General features: G+C 50.5%; 20 protein-coding genes. 10 read left to right on the top strand and 10 right to left on the bottom strand.

Annotated features, from left to right (window positions below):
- The first annotated feature begins 32 nt into the window (after positions 1-32).
- Positions 33-1,106 (top strand): AI-2E family transporter, encoded by a 1,074-nt coding sequence (locus R3196_RS04555; RefSeq protein WP_318935471.1) that lies wholly within the window; start codon positions 33-35, stop codon positions 1,104-1,106.
- A 10-nt stretch (positions 1,107-1,116) separates the two neighbouring features.
- Here the strand turns inward: R3196_RS04555 and bcp are convergent, their stop codons facing one another.
- Positions 1,117-1,584: a thioredoxin-dependent thiol peroxidase gene (bcp, locus tag R3196_RS04560; protein WP_318935472.1), complete on the bottom strand. Its 468-nt coding sequence runs from the start codon at positions 1,582-1,584 to the stop codon at positions 1,117-1,119.
- 163 nt (positions 1,585-1,747) lie between these two features.
- Here bcp and dapA point away from each other — a divergent pair, with 163 nt between their 5' ends.
- From dapA to purC, 3 genes are read left to right on the top strand one after another with little or no spacing between them, the layout of a single operon-like run.
- Positions 1,748-2,623 carry a 4-hydroxy-tetrahydrodipicolinate synthase gene (gene dapA / locus R3196_RS04565; RefSeq protein ID WP_318935473.1) on the top strand — a complete coding sequence of 292 codons (876 nt, stop codon included), beginning with the start codon at positions 1,748-1,750 and terminating at the stop codon, positions 2,621-2,623.
- A gap of 13 nt (positions 2,624-2,636) precedes the next feature.
- Positions 2,637-3,704: an outer membrane protein assembly factor BamC gene (bamC, locus tag R3196_RS04570; protein WP_318935474.1), complete on the top strand. Its 1,068-nt coding sequence runs from the start codon at positions 2,637-2,639 to the stop codon at positions 3,702-3,704.
- Positions 3,705-3,742: 38 nt separating this feature from the next.
- Entirely contained in the window at positions 3,743-4,456 is a 714-nt protein-coding gene (gene purC, locus R3196_RS04575) for a phosphoribosylaminoimidazolesuccinocarboxamide synthase (RefSeq protein ID WP_318935475.1), read from the top strand.
- On the opposite strand, the gene R3196_RS04580 is transcribed toward purC, so the two are convergent.
- Genes R3196_RS04580 through R3196_RS04595 form a run of 4 tightly spaced genes read right to left on the bottom strand, consistent with a single transcriptional unit; the run spans position 4,453 to position 6,804 of the window.
- Positions 4,453-4,608, bottom strand: coding sequence for a DUF2897 family protein (locus R3196_RS04580; RefSeq protein ID WP_318935476.1), 156 nt, complete (start codon positions 4,606-4,608; stop codon positions 4,453-4,455). The genes purC and R3196_RS04580 overlap by 4 nt on opposite strands.
- On the bottom strand, positions 4,596-5,321 hold the full coding sequence (locus tag R3196_RS04585) for a M15 family metallopeptidase (RefSeq protein ID WP_318935477.1): 726 nt from the start codon (positions 5,319-5,321) through the stop codon (positions 4,596-4,598). The genes R3196_RS04580 and R3196_RS04585 overlap by 13 nt, the downstream gene beginning before the upstream one ends.
- On the bottom strand, positions 5,315-6,451 hold the full coding sequence (gene dapE / locus R3196_RS04590) for a succinyl-diaminopimelate desuccinylase (protein ID WP_318935478.1): 1,137 nt from the start codon (positions 6,449-6,451) through the stop codon (positions 5,315-5,317). The genes R3196_RS04585 and dapE overlap by 7 nt, the downstream gene beginning before the upstream one ends.
- Positions 6,448-6,804, bottom strand: a complete 357-nt coding sequence (locus R3196_RS04595; RefSeq protein WP_318935479.1) for a Spx/MgsR family RNA polymerase-binding regulatory protein — start codon at positions 6,802-6,804, stop codon at positions 6,448-6,450. Before R3196_RS04595 ends, dapE begins: the two co-directional genes overlap by 4 nt.
- 182 nt (positions 6,805-6,986) lie before the next feature.
- On the opposite strand from R3196_RS04595, the gene yfbV reads away from it, so the two are divergent.
- Positions 6,987-7,400: a terminus macrodomain insulation protein YfbV gene (gene yfbV, locus R3196_RS04600; RefSeq protein WP_318935480.1), complete on the top strand. Its 414-nt coding sequence runs from the start codon at positions 6,987-6,989 to the stop codon at positions 7,398-7,400.
- A 27-nt stretch (positions 7,401-7,427) separates the two neighbouring features.
- On the opposite strand, the gene xthA is transcribed toward yfbV, so the two are convergent.
- Positions 7,428-8,240, bottom strand: a complete 813-nt coding sequence (gene xthA / locus R3196_RS04605; protein ID WP_318935481.1) for an exodeoxyribonuclease III — start codon at positions 8,238-8,240, stop codon at positions 7,428-7,430.
- A 168-nt stretch (positions 8,241-8,408) separates the two neighbouring features.
- Here xthA and R3196_RS04610 point away from each other — a divergent pair, with 168 nt between their 5' ends.
- The 4 genes from R3196_RS04610 to R3196_RS04625 are packed head-to-tail and all read left to right on the top strand — an operon-like array spanning position 8,409 to position 13,432.
- Positions 8,409-9,476: an alpha/beta hydrolase gene (locus R3196_RS04610; protein ID WP_318935482.1), complete on the top strand. Its 1,068-nt coding sequence runs from the start codon at positions 8,409-8,411 to the stop codon at positions 9,474-9,476.
- A gap of 10 nt (positions 9,477-9,486) precedes the next feature.
- Positions 9,487-10,590, top strand: coding sequence for a ferrochelatase (gene hemH, locus R3196_RS04615; protein WP_318935483.1), 1,104 nt, complete (start codon positions 9,487-9,489; stop codon positions 10,588-10,590).
- Positions 10,583-12,052 (top strand): phospholipase D family protein, encoded by a 1,470-nt coding sequence (locus tag R3196_RS04620; RefSeq protein WP_318935484.1) that lies wholly within the window; start codon positions 10,583-10,585, stop codon positions 12,050-12,052. The genes hemH and R3196_RS04620 overlap by 8 nt, the downstream gene beginning before the upstream one ends.
- Positions 12,053-12,076: 24 nt before the next feature.
- Complete coding sequence (locus tag R3196_RS04625; RefSeq protein ID WP_318935485.1) at positions 12,077-13,432, top strand: MBL fold metallo-hydrolase; 1,356 nt, start codon at positions 12,077-12,079, stop codon at positions 13,430-13,432.
- Here the strand turns inward: R3196_RS04625 and R3196_RS04630 are convergent.
- The 3 genes from R3196_RS04630 to R3196_RS04640 all read right to left on the bottom strand — a co-directional run bounded on the left by R3196_RS04630 (position 13,429) and on the right by R3196_RS04640 (position 19,081).
- On the bottom strand, positions 13,429-14,805 hold the full coding sequence (locus R3196_RS04630) for an SLC13 family permease (RefSeq protein ID WP_318935486.1): 1,377 nt from the start codon (positions 14,803-14,805) through the stop codon (positions 13,429-13,431). The two genes, R3196_RS04625 and R3196_RS04630, sit on opposite strands and share 4 nt — an antisense overlap.
- A complete protein-coding gene (locus tag R3196_RS04635) occupies positions 14,792-18,322 on the bottom strand; it encodes an EAL domain-containing protein (RefSeq protein ID WP_318935487.1) in 3,531 nt (1,176 codons plus the stop codon). The genes R3196_RS04630 and R3196_RS04635 overlap by 14 nt, the downstream gene beginning before the upstream one ends.
- A 147-nt stretch (positions 18,323-18,469) precedes the next feature.
- On the bottom strand, positions 18,470-19,081 hold the full coding sequence (locus R3196_RS04640) for a YceI family protein (RefSeq protein ID WP_318935488.1): 612 nt from the start codon (positions 19,079-19,081) through the stop codon (positions 18,470-18,472).
- A gap of 143 nt (positions 19,082-19,224) precedes the next feature.
- On the opposite strand from R3196_RS04640, the gene R3196_RS04645 reads away from it, so the two are divergent.
- Positions 19,225-19,404: a hypothetical protein gene (locus tag R3196_RS04645; protein ID WP_318935489.1), complete on the top strand. Its 180-nt coding sequence runs from the start codon at positions 19,225-19,227 to the stop codon at positions 19,402-19,404.
- Here R3196_RS04645 and R3196_RS04650 read toward each other — a convergent pair.
- Positions 19,401-20,603: a cation:proton antiporter gene (locus R3196_RS04650; RefSeq protein ID WP_318935490.1), complete on the bottom strand. Its 1,203-nt coding sequence runs from the start codon at positions 20,601-20,603 to the stop codon at positions 19,401-19,403. The two genes, R3196_RS04645 and R3196_RS04650, sit on opposite strands and share 4 nt — an antisense overlap.
- Positions 20,604-20,796: the final 193 nt, after the last annotated feature.

Below are 20,796 nucleotides of genomic sequence, written 5' to 3' on the forward strand. Positions count from 1 at the left end.
GCTAATAGATCAAGCATGGAGTTTACCCGCATATGTGGGAGTATCTAAAAAACTGGTATAACCGAAAATTCTCCGACCCCGACGCGATTACTCTTTTTTTGCTATTAGCTGTTACGTTTACGCTAATTATTTTGTTCAGTAACATTCTGGCGCCGATTCTGGTCGCTATTGTGCTGGCCTATTTGCTTGATTGGCCGGCACAGCGACTACAGCAAGCGGGGCTTTCGCGTCTCGTTGCAGTGATAATCGTGTTTCTGTTGTTTATTGCGATTAACGTCGCCTTACTTATATTTCTGGTCCCGGTTATCTGGCAACAGAGTGTGGCGCTGTTCAATGAACTGCCACAGATGTTCACACAAACCCGCGTGTTACTGGATCGGTTGCCGGAGATGTTTCCTGATTATGTCAGTCAGGACAACATTAACCGATTTATCGAATCGATGACCCAGCGCGGACTGTTGCTTAGTGAAATGTTTCTGAGCCAGTCGCTGCACCGCCTGGTTGGCATTATGGCGTTGCTAATCTATTTAATTGTGGTGCCATTGCTGATCTTCTTTATGTTAAAAGATAAGCGCCTACTGCTGGCGCATCTCGGTAGCGTTCTGCCAAACAACCGCCGCCTGATCTCGCAGGTTGGCGATGAAATGAACCTGCAGATTATGAATTACATCCGCGGCAAAGCATTGGAAGTAGTCATCGTCGGCGTCGTCACCTATATCGGTTTTGCCTTGTTCGATCTGCGGTATGCGGTGCTGCTGGCTGTGCTGGTGGGGCTGTCGGTACTCATTCCCTATATCGGTGCTGCGGTAGCAACTATTCCGGTGTTTCTGGTGGCGCTATTTCAGTTTGGATGGAGCTCGATGTTTGCCTACGTGATGATAACTTATCTCGTTATCCAGGCACTGGACGGTAATTTGCTGGTGCCTTTGCTGTTCTCGGAGGCTGTGAGCCTTAATCCGGTTTACATTATCGCGGCGGTGCTGGTGTTTGGCGCTCTCTGGGGATTTTGGGGGGTGTTTTTCGCAATCCCCCTGGCAAGCCTGGTGAAGGCGGTGCTAACGGCATTATCGGCTCCTGACGAACCGATAATGCCCGCTGACGGATAGATATTAAGTATTAGTCGGACAGGGCGTCCAGCACTACCTGGTGGTGATCTTTCGTTTTGAATTTATCAAAGACCCTGGCAATGGTACCGTCCTGGTTGATTAGAAAGCTGATACGGTGGATGCCATCGTACTCTTTTCCCATAAATTTTTTCGGGCCCCAAACTCCAAAAGCTTCAGCAACCTCGTGATCCTCATCGCTTAACAGCGAAAAGTTAAGGTTATCGCGCTCAGTAAATTTAGCCAGTCGTTTCGGCGCATCCGGGCTGATACCAACGGTACGAACACGCAAGGCAGCGAGCTCGGACTGATGATCGCGCAGCTGCTGGGCCTGCACAGTGCAGCCGGGAGTCATCGCCTTCGGGTAAAAATAAACCAGTACCTGGCCATCTTTCAGTAAGTCGGCAAGAGCTACGGATTTATTGTCAGCATCGGGAAGTTCGAAGGCTGGCGCTTTTTCGCCGGTTTTCAAGGTTTTCATGATTGTTCCTTAGTTACTTCTGGTTGCTTTAAGGGGTAATTTCATAATGAAGCTGTTTATCATGGTATGGGAAGCAGATTGAATCTGCAAAAAAGCTATTATCCTTGTGTTTAATAAGTACTAAAAGTACCATTGTCTACTTAGTGAAAAACGGGGAGCAAGCATGTTAACAGGCAGTATTGTCGCACTGGTGACTCCATTCACAGCGCATGGCAATGTGGACTACGCGCAACTTGAAGAATTAGTTAACTGGCACTGTGAGCAGGGTACCGACGCTATTGTTGCTATGGGTACCACTGGCGAGTCAGCAACAATGAGCCATGACGAGCATATTCTGGTCGTCAGCGCGGTGGCTGAACTTGCAGCAGGGCGGATCGCCGTCATTGCCGGCAACGGTTCAAATTCAACCTCTGAGGCTGTGCATCTGACAGAGCGCATGAGCCATCTTAAACTGGCTGGCTTTCTGAATGTTAACCCGTATTACAATAAGCCCTCACAACGCGGACTCATCGCGCATTATCGCGCTTGTGCTGAAGTAAGCGATATTCCGCAGTTACTGTATAATGTGCCCGGTCGCACTGCCGCAGATTTGCTGCCGGAGCAGGTGGCTGAACTGGCTGAAATTCCAAACATCGTTGGTATTAAGGAAGCGACCGGCGATGTTGCCCGGGTAAGCCGTCTGCGTGAACTTTGCGGCGACGATTTTATTTTACTGAGCGGTGATGACCCGACTGGCTGTGACTTCATCTTAGCCGGTGGGAATGGGGTTATTAGTGTGACTGCCAATGTGATGCCGGCAACTATGAAAGCAATGGTTACTGCAGCACTGGCTGGCGAGCGCGATCGTGCTGAGGAACTGGATAAACAGATGGCAGCGGTGCACGAAGCTATGTTTGTTCAGGCCAACCCAATTCCGGTGAAATGGGCTCTCAGCCTGATGAATAAACTGAAACCTAATTATCGGTTACCTATGACAGAGCCGGAACTTAAACAGCAACAACATATCGAACAAACATTACAACAAGCTGGATTAATCTGAGCCCGGAGTGCGAATGAAATCTTTTGTAGTCAGTCTGACCTGTCTGAGTGTTGCAGTAATCGGAGGATGTAGTTTTACTCCTCAGGAACAAGCAGAAGGCGATTTTAGCTATACCAAAACGAGCCTGCATGATGGCCTGAAGCCAGCGCCCGGCTTAAAGGTGCCGGAAGCGAGCACCTTCTACCAGGTGCCGCCTGTCCCTGCTAATAAACCAGTTGGGAAAAGCGTCAATATAAAGTCACCAACGTTAGTATGGGCAACAGCCGCGGGCAGCCGTGTTGAAGAAACTCAGGATGAAGTAAAAGTTTACTTTGATGAAATCGAAGGAATGAGCAACTTAGCTGAGTTTGTCTGGACCGGTATGCTGGCAGAGTTGTCAGCCCGGCAAATTGAGGTAGCCAGCGAGCAACCGCAACAACGTTTGGAGACTGGCTGGGTAGTTCACGAACGGGAAGTTGGCGAAGAGGAGCTGCGGGTGCGCAGTGAGCGCCGCTTTGAATTTATTATGGCAACACCGGACCACGGTCGAACCACTTCATTGACCGTAAACATGATTGACAAGCAGCAGTCTGGGCCAGGCCAGGATTTCAATCCCGGGCTGGTGGCGGATCGCAATGCAGAAACCCGTTTACTTAACGGAGTTATTAACGAAATCGCGATACGTCAGAATAACATGCAGGGCATTGTTGCGACGGGCACTGATATCGATGTGACCGCTGGTTTCAATGATGACGGATATCCTGCGCTAACGCTAGATACCAGCTTCCAGAATAGCTGGGGGCTGATGGGGGCGGTTTTACCGGAGCTGGGTTTCACCATCGACGATTTAAACCAATCGGCCGGTAATTACTACACGACTTATGAAAAAGGTAAGCGTGGCCTGTCAAAACTGGCTTTCTGGCGCGACTCAGTGGAAGGTAAGTTGGATATTCCTGAAGGCGAATACGAGATCAATGTAAACGGTGATCGGAACCTGACAACAATAACCTTCTTCTTTGATGGACAGCCCTTATCGGCTGCGCAGCTTAACCGCATTTATGGTCCTGTTGCCGCTGAAATACGGCGTCAGAACGAACGTTAAATCTTTTATTTTTTTACTAGCTGGAGATTATGCTGCTCATGGAGAAACGTACTGAACTTTATCGGGGTAAAGCGAAAACGGTCTACACCACCGATGATCCGGAGCGTTTGATATTACTTTTTCGTAACGACACCTCTGCATTTGATGGCGAAAAGGTAGAGCAGCTTGATCGCAAGGGTATGGTGAACAATAAGTTTAATAACTTCATCATGACCACGCTGGAGCAAGCCGGTGTGCCTACACAGCTGGATAAAGTGCTCAGTGATACCGAAACCCTGGTAAAACGGCTGACGATGATCCCGGTTGAATGCGTGGTGCGAAATTATGCGGCGGGTTCGTTATCACGACGGCTGGGAGTCAAAGAAGGTCAGGCACTTGAGCCAGCGACTTTCGAATTATTTCTCAAGAATGATGCACTGCATGATCCGATGATTAACGAGTCGCATGCCGAGACTTTCGGGTGGGCTACAGCTGACCAACTGGCAAAAATGAAAGCATTAACCATGAAGGTTAATAATGTCTTACGCAAGCTGTTTGATGATGCCGATATGATGTTGGTCGACTTTAAACTCGAATTTGGTACTGATGCTGAAGGTAATCTGGTGCTGGGAGATGAATTCAGCCCTGATGGTTGCCGGCTTTGGGACAAAGAAACCGGCAAGAAACTTGATAAGGATCGCTTCCGTCAGGGCCTTGGTGGAGTTGTTGAAGCCTACGAAGAAGTCGCTTCACGTTTAGGCCTGAAACTTTAGTCCGGTTTATTATCCGATTTTGTTTCGGGTTGTTGATGCTCGTCTGAATGCCGTTGCTTAAGCGACGGCATTTTCATTTTTGCCGTATGCTTAAGTAGTAACAGGTTCCCGATAACGACCCCGAACACCAGTGCCAGTGCTAGCCAAACCATATAGTTTCTCCGGGTGGACCGGGCGGGCAAATGTTGTCTATATAGCTGCGTTTAATCTCAGGCAGCTGTTCCAGAATCAGCTGTTTGCCAGCCAGCTCTTCTTCGTCAATAGCTGCGAGGGTCTGGTGCAGCAGGTCGGTAGTCAAATGGCTGGAGGCGGGCTGCGCCAGATCAGCATAGCTAAGGTGCCAGGGTTCAGCCGCGACACCACCCTGATAACGGGCATACGGAAAGAAGAAGCCATAGCTGGCAGCGTGTTGCTGTAACCAGGTGTATAAATTAAAGCAGGGGCCGCCATCCTGATATTCTGCTGCAACCAGCTCAAGTTGCCGCGAACCGTGCGCAAAAGGGCGCGGGTCATAGACGTCGAAATCAGTACCCCAATGATGGCGGCTGGCGCCGGGTAACGCCGACCAGGTTAGTATTGCCTGGATTTTTTCCGCAGCTGATAGCTGCTGCGGCTCGAGTCGCTCGCCCCGATCACTATAGAGCGGTAATTCACCGTTAAACTTCTTATTCCAGATCAGCAACTGCCGATCAAAATCGCGGAAGGCTGAAGCAATAGCGATATCGATACCGTCGTCGCAGGCCGCTTTGCGCATCAGCAAAAAAGCGCCCCATACCGTTTCCTGCAGACGAAGCTTGTCGCTTAGTCCGGGTGAAGTGGTCACATGCGCTGCGCTGCGGCCGGTCAGTTGATTAGGCGTTAACATAACAGTCGTTCCAGAATCCTTTGGTAAATATCCGCAAGGGCGTCCAAATCATCGGCACGGACCCGTTCGTTTACCTTATGTATGGTGGCATTGACCGGGCCGAGTTCTATGACCTGCGCGCCGGTGGGCGCAATGAATCGGCCATCTGAAGTACCGCCCGCGGTTGACAGTACTGGCGCCCGGCCAGTCTGAGCCTTTATCGCCGCTATGGTCGCCGCGACCAAATCGCCGTCGGCAGTTAAGAACGGATCACCATTGAGTTTCCAACTGATATTGTAATCCAATTGATGACGATCCAGCAGATTTGTGACTTCAGTTTTTATCAGGTCGGCAGTGGTTTCGGTGCTGAAGCGGAAGTTAAACTGTACCAGCAGTTCACCGGGGATTACATTACCGGCACCGGTGCCGGCATGGACGTTGGAAATCTGAAAGCTGGTTGGCGGAAAAAATGAATTGCCTTGATCCCAGGTCATAGCGCTTAACTCAGAAATTGCCGGCGCTGCCTTATGAACGGGATTTTCCGCCAGATGCGGGTAGGCCACATGACCCTGAATACCAAATACCGTCAAATCGCCGGTAAGGCTGCCGCGTCGTCCGTTTTTAACTACATCACCGAGAGTTTCAGTGCTTGAGGGTTCACCAACCAGGCACCAGGTGATTTTTTCGTTTCTTGCTTCAAGGGTCTCAACCACTTTCGGCGTGCCGTTAATAAACGGCCCTTCTTCGTCACTGGTGATCAGAAAGGCTATACTGCCGCGATGATCGGGATGTTCAGCGATAAAGCGCTCAGTAGCCACCACCATGGCGGCTAAACTGCCTTTCATATCAGCCGCACCCCGGCCATGTAAGTAGCTACCACTGAGGGTTGGCTCAAAGGGTGGAAAGGTCCAGGCGTGTTCAGCGCCCGCAGGCACCACATCGGTATGCCCGGCAAAGCAGAATACCGGACCCTGATTACCGCGGCGTGCCCACATATTGGTTGTGTCGGAGAAAATCATGGGTTCCAGATCGAATCCAAGAGCTGCGAGACGCTGACCAATGATTAACTGACAGTCTTCATCGGCGGGCGTTACCGAAGGGCGACTGATCAGCTCGCTGGCCAGGGCAATAACCGGGCTGTTTTCGCTCATTTTACGGTCTCCAGTTGCTGCTGCCACTCTTGTTGTTTAAAGCCGACTAGCAGGGTAGTGCCTGTAGTCAGTACCGGTCGTTTTAATAGGGTAGGATAAGTCTGTAACAAGCTAACCACATCGGCAGTGGTTGTGGCCTGTTGTTCTGCCTGGCTCAATTGGCGCCAGGTCGTCGAGCGCTTGTTGATTAGCGCCGCGCTGCCAGCGGTCGCTAGCCAGCTTTGCAGAAGCTCTGGCGCTAGGGGTGTTTTCCTGATATCACAAAACTCATGAGTGATGTTATTCTGGGTTAACCAGTTTCGTGCTTTACGCACGGTATCGCAATTTGAAATTCCGTAGACAGACACTGACATGGGCTCGTTTGACCTGATTTTGAGTGATTATTGGGTAGGTGTTGTCATTGTGACAAATCAACTGTGATTTCTCCACATTTTATGTGGATAACTCTGTGGGTTAGCTGGTTTGAACTGTCTAACCTTTTGAATTAAAACAAATTAGCACTCTGGTTGAAGAGTGCGCAGGTTGTCTATTAACTATGCGAAAATCAATTTTTAAGATCTTTCGGGATGGCCAGCGTTATGCCCGCATTTGGCCGCGCCATGCGGTCGTGGCTGCTATGACTGAGTCCGCCGTAGTGCCTGCAGTAAATTTTGCGGCGCGCTGGCTGCCGCCGGTGGCAGTCTTTAATTTTGTTGTCCAATGGCAGTGGCAGGGCGAGAATTTGTTGCCCCAGGCAATAGTGACGTCGTTGTTTATTTTGTCGTTACCGCTTCAGGGCTGGTATTGGCTTGGCCGGCGTTCCAATAGTCAGTTGCCCCCGCAACTTAAACACTGGTACCTGCAACTGGCCAGTAAACTACAGACAGAGCCGCGCAAACAGCCTAACTATATGGATTTAGCCTTGATGTTACGTAAGGCGTTGCGGGAGTTGCCGCCAGATGAACACTGACGGCAATTGTAGTTTGACTAAATCAACTTAGTTAAGTGAGAAGGTGCTCCAGACCGGGGCGTGATCAGATGGTTTTTCGATGGCACGCAGTTCGTAATCGATGCCACTCTCGAGGCAGTGTTCTGCCAGTTTGTCGGTAGCAAGGATCAAGTCAATACGCAGCCCGCGGTTATCGTCAAAGCCCCTCGAACGATAGTCAAACCAGCTAAATTGGTCGGTTAGTTCAGCGTTCTGGATGCGGTATGTATCTACCAAACCCCAGTCCAGCAGCTTATTCAGCCATTCGCGCTCTTCCGGAAGGAAGCTACATTTACCGGTGCGGAGCCAGCGCTTGGCATTATCTTCGCCGATGCCGATATCACAGTCCTGATGGGAGATATTAACGTCGCCCATGACAATAACCGGTTGTTGTGGATCCAGACTGGTTTCGAGATAGGTCATCAGATCTGCGTAAAACTGCCGTTTAGCTGGAAACTTGATGGCATGGTCACGGCTTTCACCCTGAGGGAAATAGCCGTTCAGAATACGAACGCTGTCACCGCTCTCAGTAATGTAATCGCCCATAATCATCCGGCGCTGGGCATCGTCCACATCCGTAGGGAAACCGTATTGCGGATTAGCCAAAGGCTTTTTGCTCAGTAGCGCTACCCCGTAGTGGCCTTTTTGCCCATGAAAAATAACGTGGTAGCCAAGGGCTTCGACGGCTTCCTGGGGAAACTGGTCGTCGTGGACTTTAGTTTCCTGCAGGCCAATCACATCCGGCTGATGTTTGGCGATAAGGGCCTCAAGCTGATGGAGACGCGCGCGAATACCGTTGATATTAAAAGAAATGACTTTCATGAATAGGTGCTTCCACTTAGATTTTTTGCTAATAAATTCAAGACCGAAGTAGCATAGCATGGTCGGCTTTGTGGTGCGATAATTGGGCGTGGGTGTCAGGCTGTTGTAGCATCGTTTTTGCAGTATACTGACGAGATAAATCATTCATAAAAGCAGGAAAACTTCTTCATGGCTGCCGACTGGCTTCAAATTCGGGCAGGGCGCGAAGCGTGGTTGCATATTCAGGAACAAGGACTTAAGCCGGCCGACATCGGGTTACTGATGGGCGCATCGGGCGGTCCGAAATGGTTTATTCTACAAGGTCTGGATCGGTATTTATTTGGTGATTTTCTGGCGGGGCGTAAACAGCCTCTCGATATGTTGGGTACCTCGGCGGGCGCCTGGCGTTTTGCCAGTCTAGGCCAGCGAGATCCGGTAGCCGCAAGTGATTTGTTTTGTCGCCTGTACAGTCATCAGACTTACAGTGAAAAGCCTGATGTTCGAGAAATCACCGACGAAGCGCGTAAGCTGCTCCATGAATACATTCCTGATACTGCGGTGGCGGACATCCTGGAGCAGGACAAATTCCGCCACCACTTTATTGTTACGCGCTGTCGGGGGCTGGCTGCCAAAGATGGTCGCGCTCAGTTAATGGGGTTACTTGGCTCCGCTGCGGCAAATGCGATCAACCGACGTTGGTTAGGCCGTTTTTACGACCGGGTTATATTCCATCACCCGAAGTCTGACGCGGCATTTACCCGTAACTGGAACGAATTTCCGACCCATCATGTGAAATTATCGACGGCTAATTTCAAGTCGGCATTGCTGGCAACGGGTTCTATCCCTATGGTGATTGAGGGCGTGCGGGATATTCCCGGTGCGCCCCCCGGGATTTACCGGGATGGCGGCATCACCGACTATCACTTCGATGCGGATCTGAGCGCTGTAGACGGCCTGGTCCTGTATCCGCACTTTCACCAGGAAGTGGTTCCGGGCTGGTTTGATAAAAGTCTGCGCTGGCGTCGCACTGAAGGAAAAGTATGGCCTAAAGTGATCCTGTTGACGCCGACAGACGAATTTATTGAGGCGCTTCCTTACGGAAAGATCCCTGATCGCAAAGATTTTTCCAATTTGTCTGCTACTGAACGTCAGAAATACTGGTTGCAGGCGGTAGAACAAGGCAAACGTATGGCCGATCAGCTCCACGAGTGGATCGAAACAAATAAAATTCGCGAGAAAGTTCGCCTCTGGAAATAAGGTTTAGTTAATGGAATTTCGTGGTAGCCCCAGTTTCAGCCATAAGCAACCTGATCGCGTTGGTGTATTGATCACCAACTTAGGCACGCCGCAGCAACCAACAGCGCCGGCACTGCGCACCTACCTGCGTGAATTTCTATCTGATCCGCGGGTGGTAGAAGTGCCACGGGTGCTCTGGTGGCTGATCCTGAACGGGGTCATCCTGAGAATAAGACCGCGCCGCTCAGCGGCAGCATACAAAACGGTCTGGACCGATCGCGGCTCGCCGCTGCTGTTTTATACAGAAGACCAGGCTCAGGCGCTGCAAAAGTCGTTACGGCAGCAGCACGGAGAGGATGTTATCGTCCGTTTTGCCATGCGTTATGGTCAGCCAAGCATAGCTGCCGGCCTGCAGCAGTTATTTGATGAAGGCGCCCGTAAGTTGGTGATATTGCCTTTGTATCCGCAATACTGTGGTGCGACTACCGCTTCTACGTTCGATGCGGTGGCGCGGGACTTTACCAAGCGGCGATGGGTGCCTGACCTTCGCTTTATAAGCCATTACCATGATTATGAACCTTATATTGAGGCTTGCGCCCAACGTATCTTGCGTTTCTGGGAGCAGCACGGGAAACCGCAGAAATTGCTGTTTTCTTACCATGGGGTACCCAAAAAGTTCCTGCTCAAGGGCGATCCTTATCATTGTGAGTGTCATAAAACGACGCGGCTGATTGCTGAGCGACTGGGCCTGGATAAAAGCGAATATATGACAACCTTCCAGTCACGCTTTGGCCGCGAAGAATGGTTACAGCCTTACACCGATAAAACGCTGAAAGCATTGCCGGAGCAGGGCGTCAAGAAGGTGCAGGTAGTGTGCCCCGGGTTTTCTGCGGATTGCCTTGAAACTATCGAAGAGATTGGTGAGGAAAACCGCGAGTACTTCATTGAGGCCGGCGGCGAGGACTATGCCTATATTCCGGCACTGAACGCTGAACCTGCCCATATTGATGCGCTCGCCGGACTAATTAACCGCACCATTCAGGACTGGCTGCCGCTGCCCCATGACGAAGCGCAACGCGCCCGCCGCGCCAGTGAAATTGAGCAACAACCAGCGCCCGCTAAGGCCGATGAGTAACCGAAGCGATAACGGCCAGATCGCCGAAAGCATCGGTCCGCTGCTGGCTCAACATCCTGATGAAACCGGCGTACTGCCGCTGACTGACAGTCAGGAAGCCTTTGCTGCCCGTATTCAGCTTGCCGGACAGGCCGAGTTCACGCTCGATTTACAGTATTATATCTGGCGTAATGATCGCACCGGTGCGCTTATGTTTGAGGCAATCCATAAGGCTGCGGATCGTGGTGTCAAAGTCCGTCTATTGCTGGATGACATCAATACTGCAGGGCTGGACGCGGTGCTCACCGGCCTGCAGGCGCATCCGAATATCGAAATCCGCTTATTTAATCCATTGCGTATGCGCTGGCCGCGATTTATTAACTACCTTTATGATCTTCGCCGGATTAACCGGCGCATGCATAACAAAGCCTTTATCGTTGACGGACAGATGCTGATTAGCGGCGGCCGCAATATTAGCGACGAGTACTTTGGGGCGAATGATGATCTGCTCTTTGCCGATCTGGATGCGCTGATGATTGGCGATGTAGTTGGTCGTGTTTCCCAGATGTTCGATAACTTCTGGAACTGTGACTCCGCCGTCCCTCTTGGCGAACTCATGACAATAGCAAAACCTAAGCCATTATCCGCCTTAAGTGAGCGCGCGTCAGTAGTGGAGTCGGATCCCGGTGCACAGGAATATGTTGAGGCTATTGAGAAGCTTTCCTTCTTTCAGAAGGTCAAGGAACACGAATTAGATTTTGTGTGGGCGCGGGTGGACATGGTATGTGACCCGCCCAGCAAAGGCCTTGGCAAGGCTAAGCCGCACCAGTTGATTGGTCATCAACTGCAACAGGCAATAGGGGAGCCCAGCTCACATATCAATCTGGTTTCACCTTATTTTGTACCTACCCGGGCGGGCGTCGATCAGTTAGTAAAATTCGCCAGACAGGGCATAACTATTGCCATTCTCACAAACTCGCTGGCAGCGACGGATGTGGCGGTCGTTCATGCCGGTTACGCGAAATGGCGAAAGCGTTTGCTGCGAGCCGGAATTCAGTTGTTCGAATTGCAGCGGTTATCGCCACTGGCTCGCCGTCAGGAGCGTAAAGAGCGGCGCAAACGAATGAAAGGGAAAAAGGGCCGCTTCGGGAGCTCGGCTTCCAGTTTGCATGCCAAAACCTTTGAGGTTGATCACGAACGCGTGTTTTTTGGATCTTTTAATTTTGATCCCCGCTCTGTGCAATTGAATACTGAGCTCGGTTTTGTTATTCACAGTGACAAACTGGCGCGCATGATTGCCAGAGAATTTTCTAAAACAGTGCCGCACTATGCTTATAAGGTCGATCTCATTGATAATAAAATTGTCTGGGAGGAGCGGCTCGGACGTGAGGTTACCCGCTACCGCCATGAGCCTGTTGCCTCCTGGTGGCGTCGGGTTGCCACCCGCATACTGGAACGATTACCAATTGACTGGCTATTGTGATGTAAATTTAAAGGAACAACGACAATGCGGCTGATATTTTTGGGTGGATGCGAAACGGTTACCGGCTCGAAGTATTTATTGGAGACCGACACGACGCGCGTGTTGATCGACTGTGGTTTGTACCAAGGCTACAAATGGCTTCGACAACGTAATTGGCAGCCATTGCCGCTGGGAATTAATAAAGTGGATGCGGTGGTACTGACCCATACACACCTGGATCATTCTGGCTTTCTGCCGGTACTGTATCAGCACGGTTATCGCGGCCCTGTTTATACTCACCACGCGACTGCAGAACTATGCGGGTTACTCTGGCCTGACAGTGGGCGAATACAGGAAGAAGATGCAAAATTTTATAAGAAGCATCAACTGAGCAGGCACCAAAACCCTGAAGCCCTCTACGATGAAGCCACAGCGCGCGCCGCTTTGCAGCTATTTAAGCAAGTCGATTTCTATCAGCCGTTCAGCATTGGTGATATTGAATTCCATCTGCAGCCAGCAGGTCATTTGTTAGGTGCTGCCAGTGTCATTGCCAGCAGTAGTGGTCGGCGGATAGGGTTTAGCGGTGATGTTGGCCGGCCTGATGATATTCTCATGCGGCCGCCGGAGCCCCTTCCGGACGTTGATCTCTTGCTACTTGAAAGTACTTATGGCAATCGTCGTCACCAGATCGGCGACACCTGGCAACAGCTGGCCGAGGTGGTCAATGAAACTGCCCAGGCGGGCGGAGTATTGCTGATCCCGAGCTTTTCGATTGGACGCGCGCAGCTCTTGCAGCACATGCTGGTCACTTTAATGAACGAACGGGTGATTCCGCGTCAGCCTATTTTTTTGGACAGCCCGATGGCAATTAATGCGTCCGGGATCTATAACCGCTTTCATGAATTTCATCGGCTAACAGCCGCCCAATGTGAAGCCGCGATGGATCAGGTTATTTATACCCGCGATGTGGAAGCATCGAAGGCAATTGCGAAGCAAGTTGGACCCCATATTATAATCGCCGGAAGCGGCATGGCAACGGGCGGGCGCATACTTCATCACTTCAAGCATTGGTTGGGCGATCACCGGGCTACGGTGCTGTTCGCAGGGCATCAGGCCGGAGGCACCCGGGGGGCCAAAATGCTCGATGGTGTTGAACGCGTCAAGGTACACGGTCAGTGGCTACCCGTTAAAGCGCGTATACGCCGCCTGGATGGGCTGTCAGGCCATGCCGACTATCAGGAGCTTGCAGACTGGCTAAAAGCTTCAAAACTGGCTCCAACCACGCGCGTGTATCTGGTCCACGGCGAGCCGGACGCATTGGAAAGCCTTTCGGACTTTTTAAAGCAGAGGACGGATTATGATATCAACATCGCTGACTACATGGGGGTTCTGCACCTTTAACTAACCAGAAACATGACCAATAAAGTTGTTATGGCGGCGAGCATCAGGTTCATCGCCAGTCCAGCTTTAACCATTTGCCTGATAGTCAAGCGCTCTGACGCAAAGACGATTGAATTGGGCGGAGTGGCCACGGGCATACAGAACGCACAGCTGCAAGCGATGGTGGCGGGGATCATGAGTAATTCTGGCGGTAACTGCAACGCCGTGGCGGTAGCAGCCATAACGGGCATGAGCAGCGTGGCTGTTGCGGTATTTGAAGTAAACTCAGTCAGCAGAGAAACACTCAGTGCGATAGCAAAAATCAGCAACCATAAAGGTAAATGACGCAGTCCGACCAGTGCGTCGCCGAGCTGATCGCTAAGGCCGCTGCTCATGAATCCCTGTGCCAGGGCTATGCCGCCGGCAAAGAGCAGTAAAATGCCCCAGGGTATAGAAACAGCTTGTTGCCAGGTCAGCAGGGGCCGTTGCTGCTTATCCTTCACGACAAACATCAATAGGACCCCGGCAAGTGCGACAGTGGCGTCCCCGACTCCTTCCAGACTCAACCCGGCAGACCAGCCGCCAAACGGTGCCGTTCGGGTAACCCAGAGCACAATAACCAGGCCAAAAATAGCCAATACGCGTCGTTCGCTGGACGTCACCGGGCCTGATTCGTCTAGTTTTAGTTCGGATTCCGTAGTTACCGCGCGAGTTAACCACCATGCCATCAGTGGAATGCCGATAATGACCAGGGGCAAGCCAATTTTCATCCAGTCGAGAAAGCCAAAGCTGGTGCCGGTATAGGTTTGATACACTGAGGCAAAAATCAAGTTCGGCGGAGTTCCAACCAGTGTAGCTATGCCTCCTACTGAGGCTGAGTAAGCAAGACCAAGCAGAAGGGCGCGCTGAAACTTTTGATCATTACTTGCCTCAGCCAGAGCCAGCGCAACGGGTAACAGAGCAAGCACCGCGGCGGTATTAGAAATCCACATCGACAGGAAGGCAGCAGCCAACATAAAGGCAAATATCATCCGCCGGCCGCTACCGCTACCAACGCGCGTGACCAGGGCAATGGCAATACGTTTATGTACATCGCTTGCCTCAACGCCTTTGGCGAGCATAAAAGCGGCCATAAATAACATAATGATCGGATTGCCAAGGGCGCTCGAAGTCTCGCTTACCGAGGTTACTGAGCCGAGCGGAAGTAGCACGAACGGTAAAAGTGATGTGACCGGTAGCGGCAGCACTTCACTTATCCACCACCAGGCTACCCATAACGTTGTTGCCAGTGTCCATGCCGCTGCCGGTGAAAAGCCCCATAAATGTACAGCAATGACGTAGCCAGCAAACGCGGCGGTGGGGCCTGATAAAAGGTGTAGTTTAGCTGAATTCACCGGTGGTCTCCTGGCGGCGCTGCAGCAGGTTTTCAAGTTCACGGCGGGGCAATGGCCGGGCAAAGTGGTATCCTTGCGCCATGTCACACCCCAGCCCACGAACTACGTCTGCCTGCGCCTCAGTTTCAATCCCTTCGGCAACTACCACCAGACCGTGCTGATGCGCCAGGTCGATAATTAACTTAACCGTCAAGCGAGACTTACTGCTCTCGACTATATCCTTAATAAAAGCACGATCAATCTTTAATTTATCAGTAGGTAGATGATTCAGATAGCTTAAGCTGGAAAAGCCGGTACCGAAATCGTCAATGGCGATTTTAATACCGCTATGACGCAGGCGCGTTAAAATTTCGATGGCATGGCTGGTATCATCCATCAGGATGCTTTCAGTCAGTTCCAGCTCGATATGTTCGAAAGCAACCCCGCCTTCATGAATCAGATTAATTATATGCTCAACAAAATTTGCGCGACTAAATTGCATCGCTGACAGGTTTACTGCGACTGATATATCGCTGTGCTGTCGTAGCGACTTCAAATCGGCACAGGCCTGTCTTAAGGCCCAGTTGCTGGCCGGAATAATTTGCCCGGTCGCTTCTGCTAAGGGAATAAACTGGCTTGGAGAAATATGACTGCCATCGTCAAGCTGCCAGCGCATCAAGGCTTCGACCGCACATATTTCGTTGCTTTGCAGATTAATAACGGGTTGATAAAAAAGCTGCAATTCGTCGGTATCGATAGCCTGTTGGAACTGGCTGCGTAAATGCACCTGGGCTTCAAAGTCGCCGCGATCTGAGCCATCATAAAACTGATAGTGGTTACGGCCCTGGCGTTTGGCCAAGGTGGTGGCGATATCTGCCTGTTGTATCAGCTCAATTGGCTGTTTAATCGATTCTCTGCAAAGAGTAACGCCAATGCTGGCGGTCAGATAAATCTTATGTGTGTCAATTTCATATGGTTCGGCGAGGTAATTAAGAAGCTCATTTATCAGATCGGTTAGTTCCTGCGCTGTTTTCAAGTCGGGAACTATAGCCACAAATTCGTCACTGCCAAAGCGGCCAACAGTTTGCTTACCCCGAATCTTGCGATGCAGCCTATGAGCTACTTCAATTAATAATTGGTCGCCGATTTCAAGGCCCATGGCGTCGTTGATGGGCTTAAACCCATCAAGGTCGATTACCAGAACCGCCAGTTGGCGTGGTGAAGCAGCAAGTTTCCACTGTTCTACCAGGCGAACTAACTCGGCTTCCAGCGAAGTGCGATTGGGCAGCTCAGTTAACAGGTCGTGTTTTGCCTGATAGGTTAGTTGCTGCTTATTTCTGACACTTTCAGTGACATCATTCTGAATCCCGATATAGTGAGTCACTATGCCCGCCGCATCGCGCACCGGTGCCAATTGCAGCTCGTTCCAGAACGGTGTGCCATCCTTGCGATAATTAAGGACTTCTATACGCAATTCGGTTTTCATCCGCAATGCTGAACGGATCCGCGCCACGCTTTCGGCTGCTGTTTCGGGACCCTGCAGGAAGCGACAGTTGACGCCTAATATTTCTGGCTCAGAATAGCCGGTAATCTGCTGAAAGCGCTTATTTACATAGATAATCGGGAAATCATCTTGTTGCGCGTCACAAATGACCACGCCGTTGGTTGACACATTAATGCTTCGATCAAGAATGAGCCTGTGTGCTTCATCTGCTTTTCGCTGGGTAATATCTTTGGCAATACCATAGCAGCCAGTAATTTTACCGCTGACTTTTATGGGTAAATTGGTAATGTCGAGGTGCAGTAAATTAGTATTACTGTCGTAAACACGCACTTCATAACGGCGGGGCTCGCCACCGAGCACGGTCTTAAATTCTCTGGTACCTAACTCGAGGTCTTCCGGAAACACCAGCTTACTAAAATGCTGACCGAGTATTTCACTTTTAGGAAGCTGAAGCAGGTCCACCACAGCCTGGTTGACGCTTATAAAAATACCTTCTCTGTTCAATGCAAAGACTGCGTCCGGATTATTGCTGAACAGCGAGCGATGTTGCTGCTCACTGAATTCCAATTGATGTTGCTGGGTCTGCATGCGTCGCTGGGCCCGGGTAAGGCGATGACTATGTTGCAATAGCTGGCGGTGTTGTTGCGTCATAACCAAAAACATGCAACAAAATATAAAGCCCAGGAAGACCAGTGCCACCCTCAGGTTGGAAGCATTTAAAAGCTCCTCGAAGTCGTAAAGAAGGACAGATAACCGCACAGTAGGGCCTGTTGGCACGATAAATTCAGTCTGTGATAAAAGCAGTGACGTGGTATTTACCTGCTTCCCTTGCCCGATGGGGAATGCCCGACTGCTATTCACCGAGGCATAGATGGTCAGATCAGGTGGCAATAACTTGGTTTCAACCATAAGTAGTTCCTGCAAATTAATCACAGCGAGCAAATACCACCGTTGACCAACCCGATAGTCAACGGGTGTCATGACCAGAATAGGTACTGATTCACTTGTCGGCGTAGTATATGCCGGTATCAGCATGTCGGTGTCGTGAGCCGGGGCATTAAGCCAATTCTGTACACGCGGCTGGGCCAGAAGGTCTGCTGGAAGCTGAACGCCAGTTCTTTGATGCTGAGAAAGCGAACGCCCACTGCTATCGACGGTGAAAATCGCTTCCAGATAAGCCATGTCGTTCAATAGCATCGAGATATCCTGTTGAACGAGTTCTGATTGCGGTCCAAGTCTAAGGCTGGCCCAGCGTGCTGCGACCCGGTTGGTTAGCTGCATGTTTCGTACCGCCGACTCAGAAAGTGCTTCGGCGACGTTATTTACGACCGTTACGGCTTCATCCTCGACAGAGCGGATCTGGTTCAGACTGAGTAAATACCAGCTACCACAGGTAATAAAGATAAACACGAAGGCTCCGTATATGAGCTTTCTGCCGGGAAAGCTAGCCGGACTTTTGTTAGGTAGTGTAACCAACATCATGGTGGAGCTAATCAGAAATAGAAATAGCCCGGCTAAAGAGGTTATTGGTGGGTGTGGGCCTATATAGGTGAAGCCATCTTCTGTCAGGTGTAATCCCACAATAGTTAAGGATGCTATCAGTAATACAGCCGCGAAGGCACGCATCCAGATACGTTGCAGGTATTGGCGCGGATTGAGCATCAGGCTGACACCCAAAATCAAAAAAATGATTGCGACGGGTGAGTAGAAATGAGCTTCAATATGAGTGAGCCACTGCAGATTAAATATATGGGTTGCCGATAAATTTGTGATCAGGCTGTGCAGTGCACTGAGAACAACAGTGGCACCGCCTGCAAGTTGCAGCCAGCGTTGGTCTCTGATCATGCCGGCGAAGGCCAGGCTTACGGCTAAAGCGACTATTGCTGATGTTGAGGAAATAACCCGCTCGAATAGCTGATCGGGTTGAGTGGCCCAGTTGATTAAAAGACCGATCAGTCCTAATGAAAAACTCGCACTTATAGCTACGATAAGCGCGGCGTTAATCACTGCAAACTGAGCGGAGCGTTTAATCATAGGTAAATGTTATTATTTTTTATAGTTAAACCACTATAAGTAGGTAACTCGCACAGGTCAATCAGTAAAGCTCAATAAAAAAAGATGTCCGGCCTGTTAAGCCGGACATCTTTTTTATTACAGAATGATAGCTGAACGAGAGCGATCTTACTGCGGCGGTTGACGCTCAAACTGCACGCTGAAAGTAACCGGAATTACATAGTCAATGGCTTGCAGATTAGCGATTTCCCGCAGCTTGTTCACGCCCTCAACCAGCTTGAAAGCTTTGGTGCTGATAAGGACGGGTTCGGCAGTCGTGGCAAGAAACCGATCGACTTCGATACGGGTAACCTGGACTACAGCACTAACAGGCTGTACTTCACCGGCAATAAATACTTGCAGGTCAACTTCCAGCGGTACTGTGCTTAGTACTGGAATATCCGATACACTGGCGTGTGGGATGCTGGCTTCAGCAGTAATAAACGGATGTTTGTTAGCGTGTAACAGATGCTCCAACATCCGCTCATCGCGAATCTCAATCTGGGTATCCAGGCTTTCAACCGGGATCTGGATAGTCAGTTTCTCGCCGATCCAGGTCCCCTTTAGCTCATTAAAGCGGTGAAGCTCAGCGACATGATCGTTTTTGACGGAAACGAAATTCAACACCGACGCTGTTTCGTCAAGCTTCCATTCAAGCTCAGCATGTGCCGGCGAGCTTAAGAATAGACTGGCCGAAAGCACAACCGTTGCAAAAATCATTAAACGTATCAAAGACATCATGTTACTCCTGTTTTTATGACGTGTTATGAGCATAGCATAAATCAACTAGTTGTGTTTCTGCCATAGCGTTATAAGCGGCATAGCGAAATAATTTCGACTATGGTTATCAGAGAGTGAGTAATTTTCATAAAAAGGAGTCTGTGATGAGCGACAAAGAAGCTTATGAGAAAAAGTATGAAGCGCAAATTGAAGAATGGCGCGCCGAACTTGATCAGCTTAAAGCCAAAGTGAAAAAAGCGAGTGGAGAGGCTGAGGTTAAGTACCGGAATAAGATTGACGAGCTGGAGGACAAACTGGAAGCGCTGAAAAAATCTCTCGACTAGCGCAATACCCGTCGGGTCAGGACCGGGCCAGTGAGCTCAAATAATACCGTTGAAGCAACGACCACCGGCAAGATGAGTTGACTGGTGTCGGGAAAGCGTTCGACTGCCAATAAGGCCATACCTATGGCTACACCGGCTTGGGGAGTCAACGCAAGGCCAATATCGCCCGGTAGCTTCCGGGCCTGATCGGAAAAGGGCAAGCGCACCGCCGCAAGGCCACCAATGAGCCGACCGATAACGCGTAAGGCTATATAGGCTGTTAACAGGAAAAGTGCATCGTCGAGTTGATAGAGGTCGATGCTGGCGCCCGACAGGACAAAGAAAAACACCAGAAAAGGCCATTCGATATGTTCGATTTCTTTAAACGAGCGGGTATGGTGTCGCGACACATTAGCAACCACTGCCCCTGCGAACATTGAGCTTAGCAGTTCCGACACCCCTAACAGTGAGGATAGTCCGGCGAGCAGTAGCATCAGTGCTAGTGCCTCAATAAGTATGGGTTTGCCGGGCTTCAGGCGCCCGGTCAGCCAGGCAGCGGGAAAGCCAATGATAGTTCCCAGTAAAACCGCACCGCCCAGTTCCCACCCTGCATGTATAAGCCCCGCGGCGGGATCGCTGCTAATCATCAGGCCGAGTACAGCCATACTCACGCCAAAGATAATAATTCCCCAGGCATCATCGACAGCGACAACCCCGAGCAGTACTTTGTTGGTCAGCCCTTGCGTATCATCTTCCTCGATTGACTCTTTCACGGCTGCCGGGTCGGTCGCAACAGATATTGCTGCCAGCGCGACGGCCACCAAAACAGGAAAACCCAATGCCAATAGCCCTAGGGCGACAAAGAGGTAACCGGAGAAGACCACGGTAAGTGAAACTAAAAGAATGACGGGCCCTAAATTTCGAATGCGTTTTATCGTAAATTCGCTGCCCAGCAAAAATGCGACCATAACCAGTGCCAGTTGAATGAGCGGCTCGCTTAGCTCGCCAAGTAACGTACCTGCTTGTTGCCCTAATACCACCTGCTGTACCAAGGCAATGCCAAGGCCGAGCAGAACCAACAACGAGATACGGGGAATTCGGGTGCGCTTGGCGATCGTATCAGCAAGCATGCTTAACGACAGAATAAGCCCCAGCAACAGGATGGTCGTTACCTGATGGTTGAACGTTAGTGGTAGCCACTGTGGCAAGTTCACTGTCATATCGCTCCCTGGGAGGTTCTAAAAAATGATTAAAAAATACATACTTGCCGATAAGTATAGTCAATAGAATGCATTTAAAAGCGTAGCAAATAGGTCTATCCTAATAGGCATAAACCTGGCCCTGTTGAGAGTTGGCTTAACAACCTATGATGACGAGCATTCAAGATTTTCTGAATTCGATTCAATTACCGGA

Origin of the sequence: Pseudidiomarina sp. (assembly GCF_033722695.1) — a bacterium.
Classification (GTDB): domain Bacteria; phylum Pseudomonadota; class Gammaproteobacteria; order Enterobacterales; family Alteromonadaceae; genus Pseudidiomarina.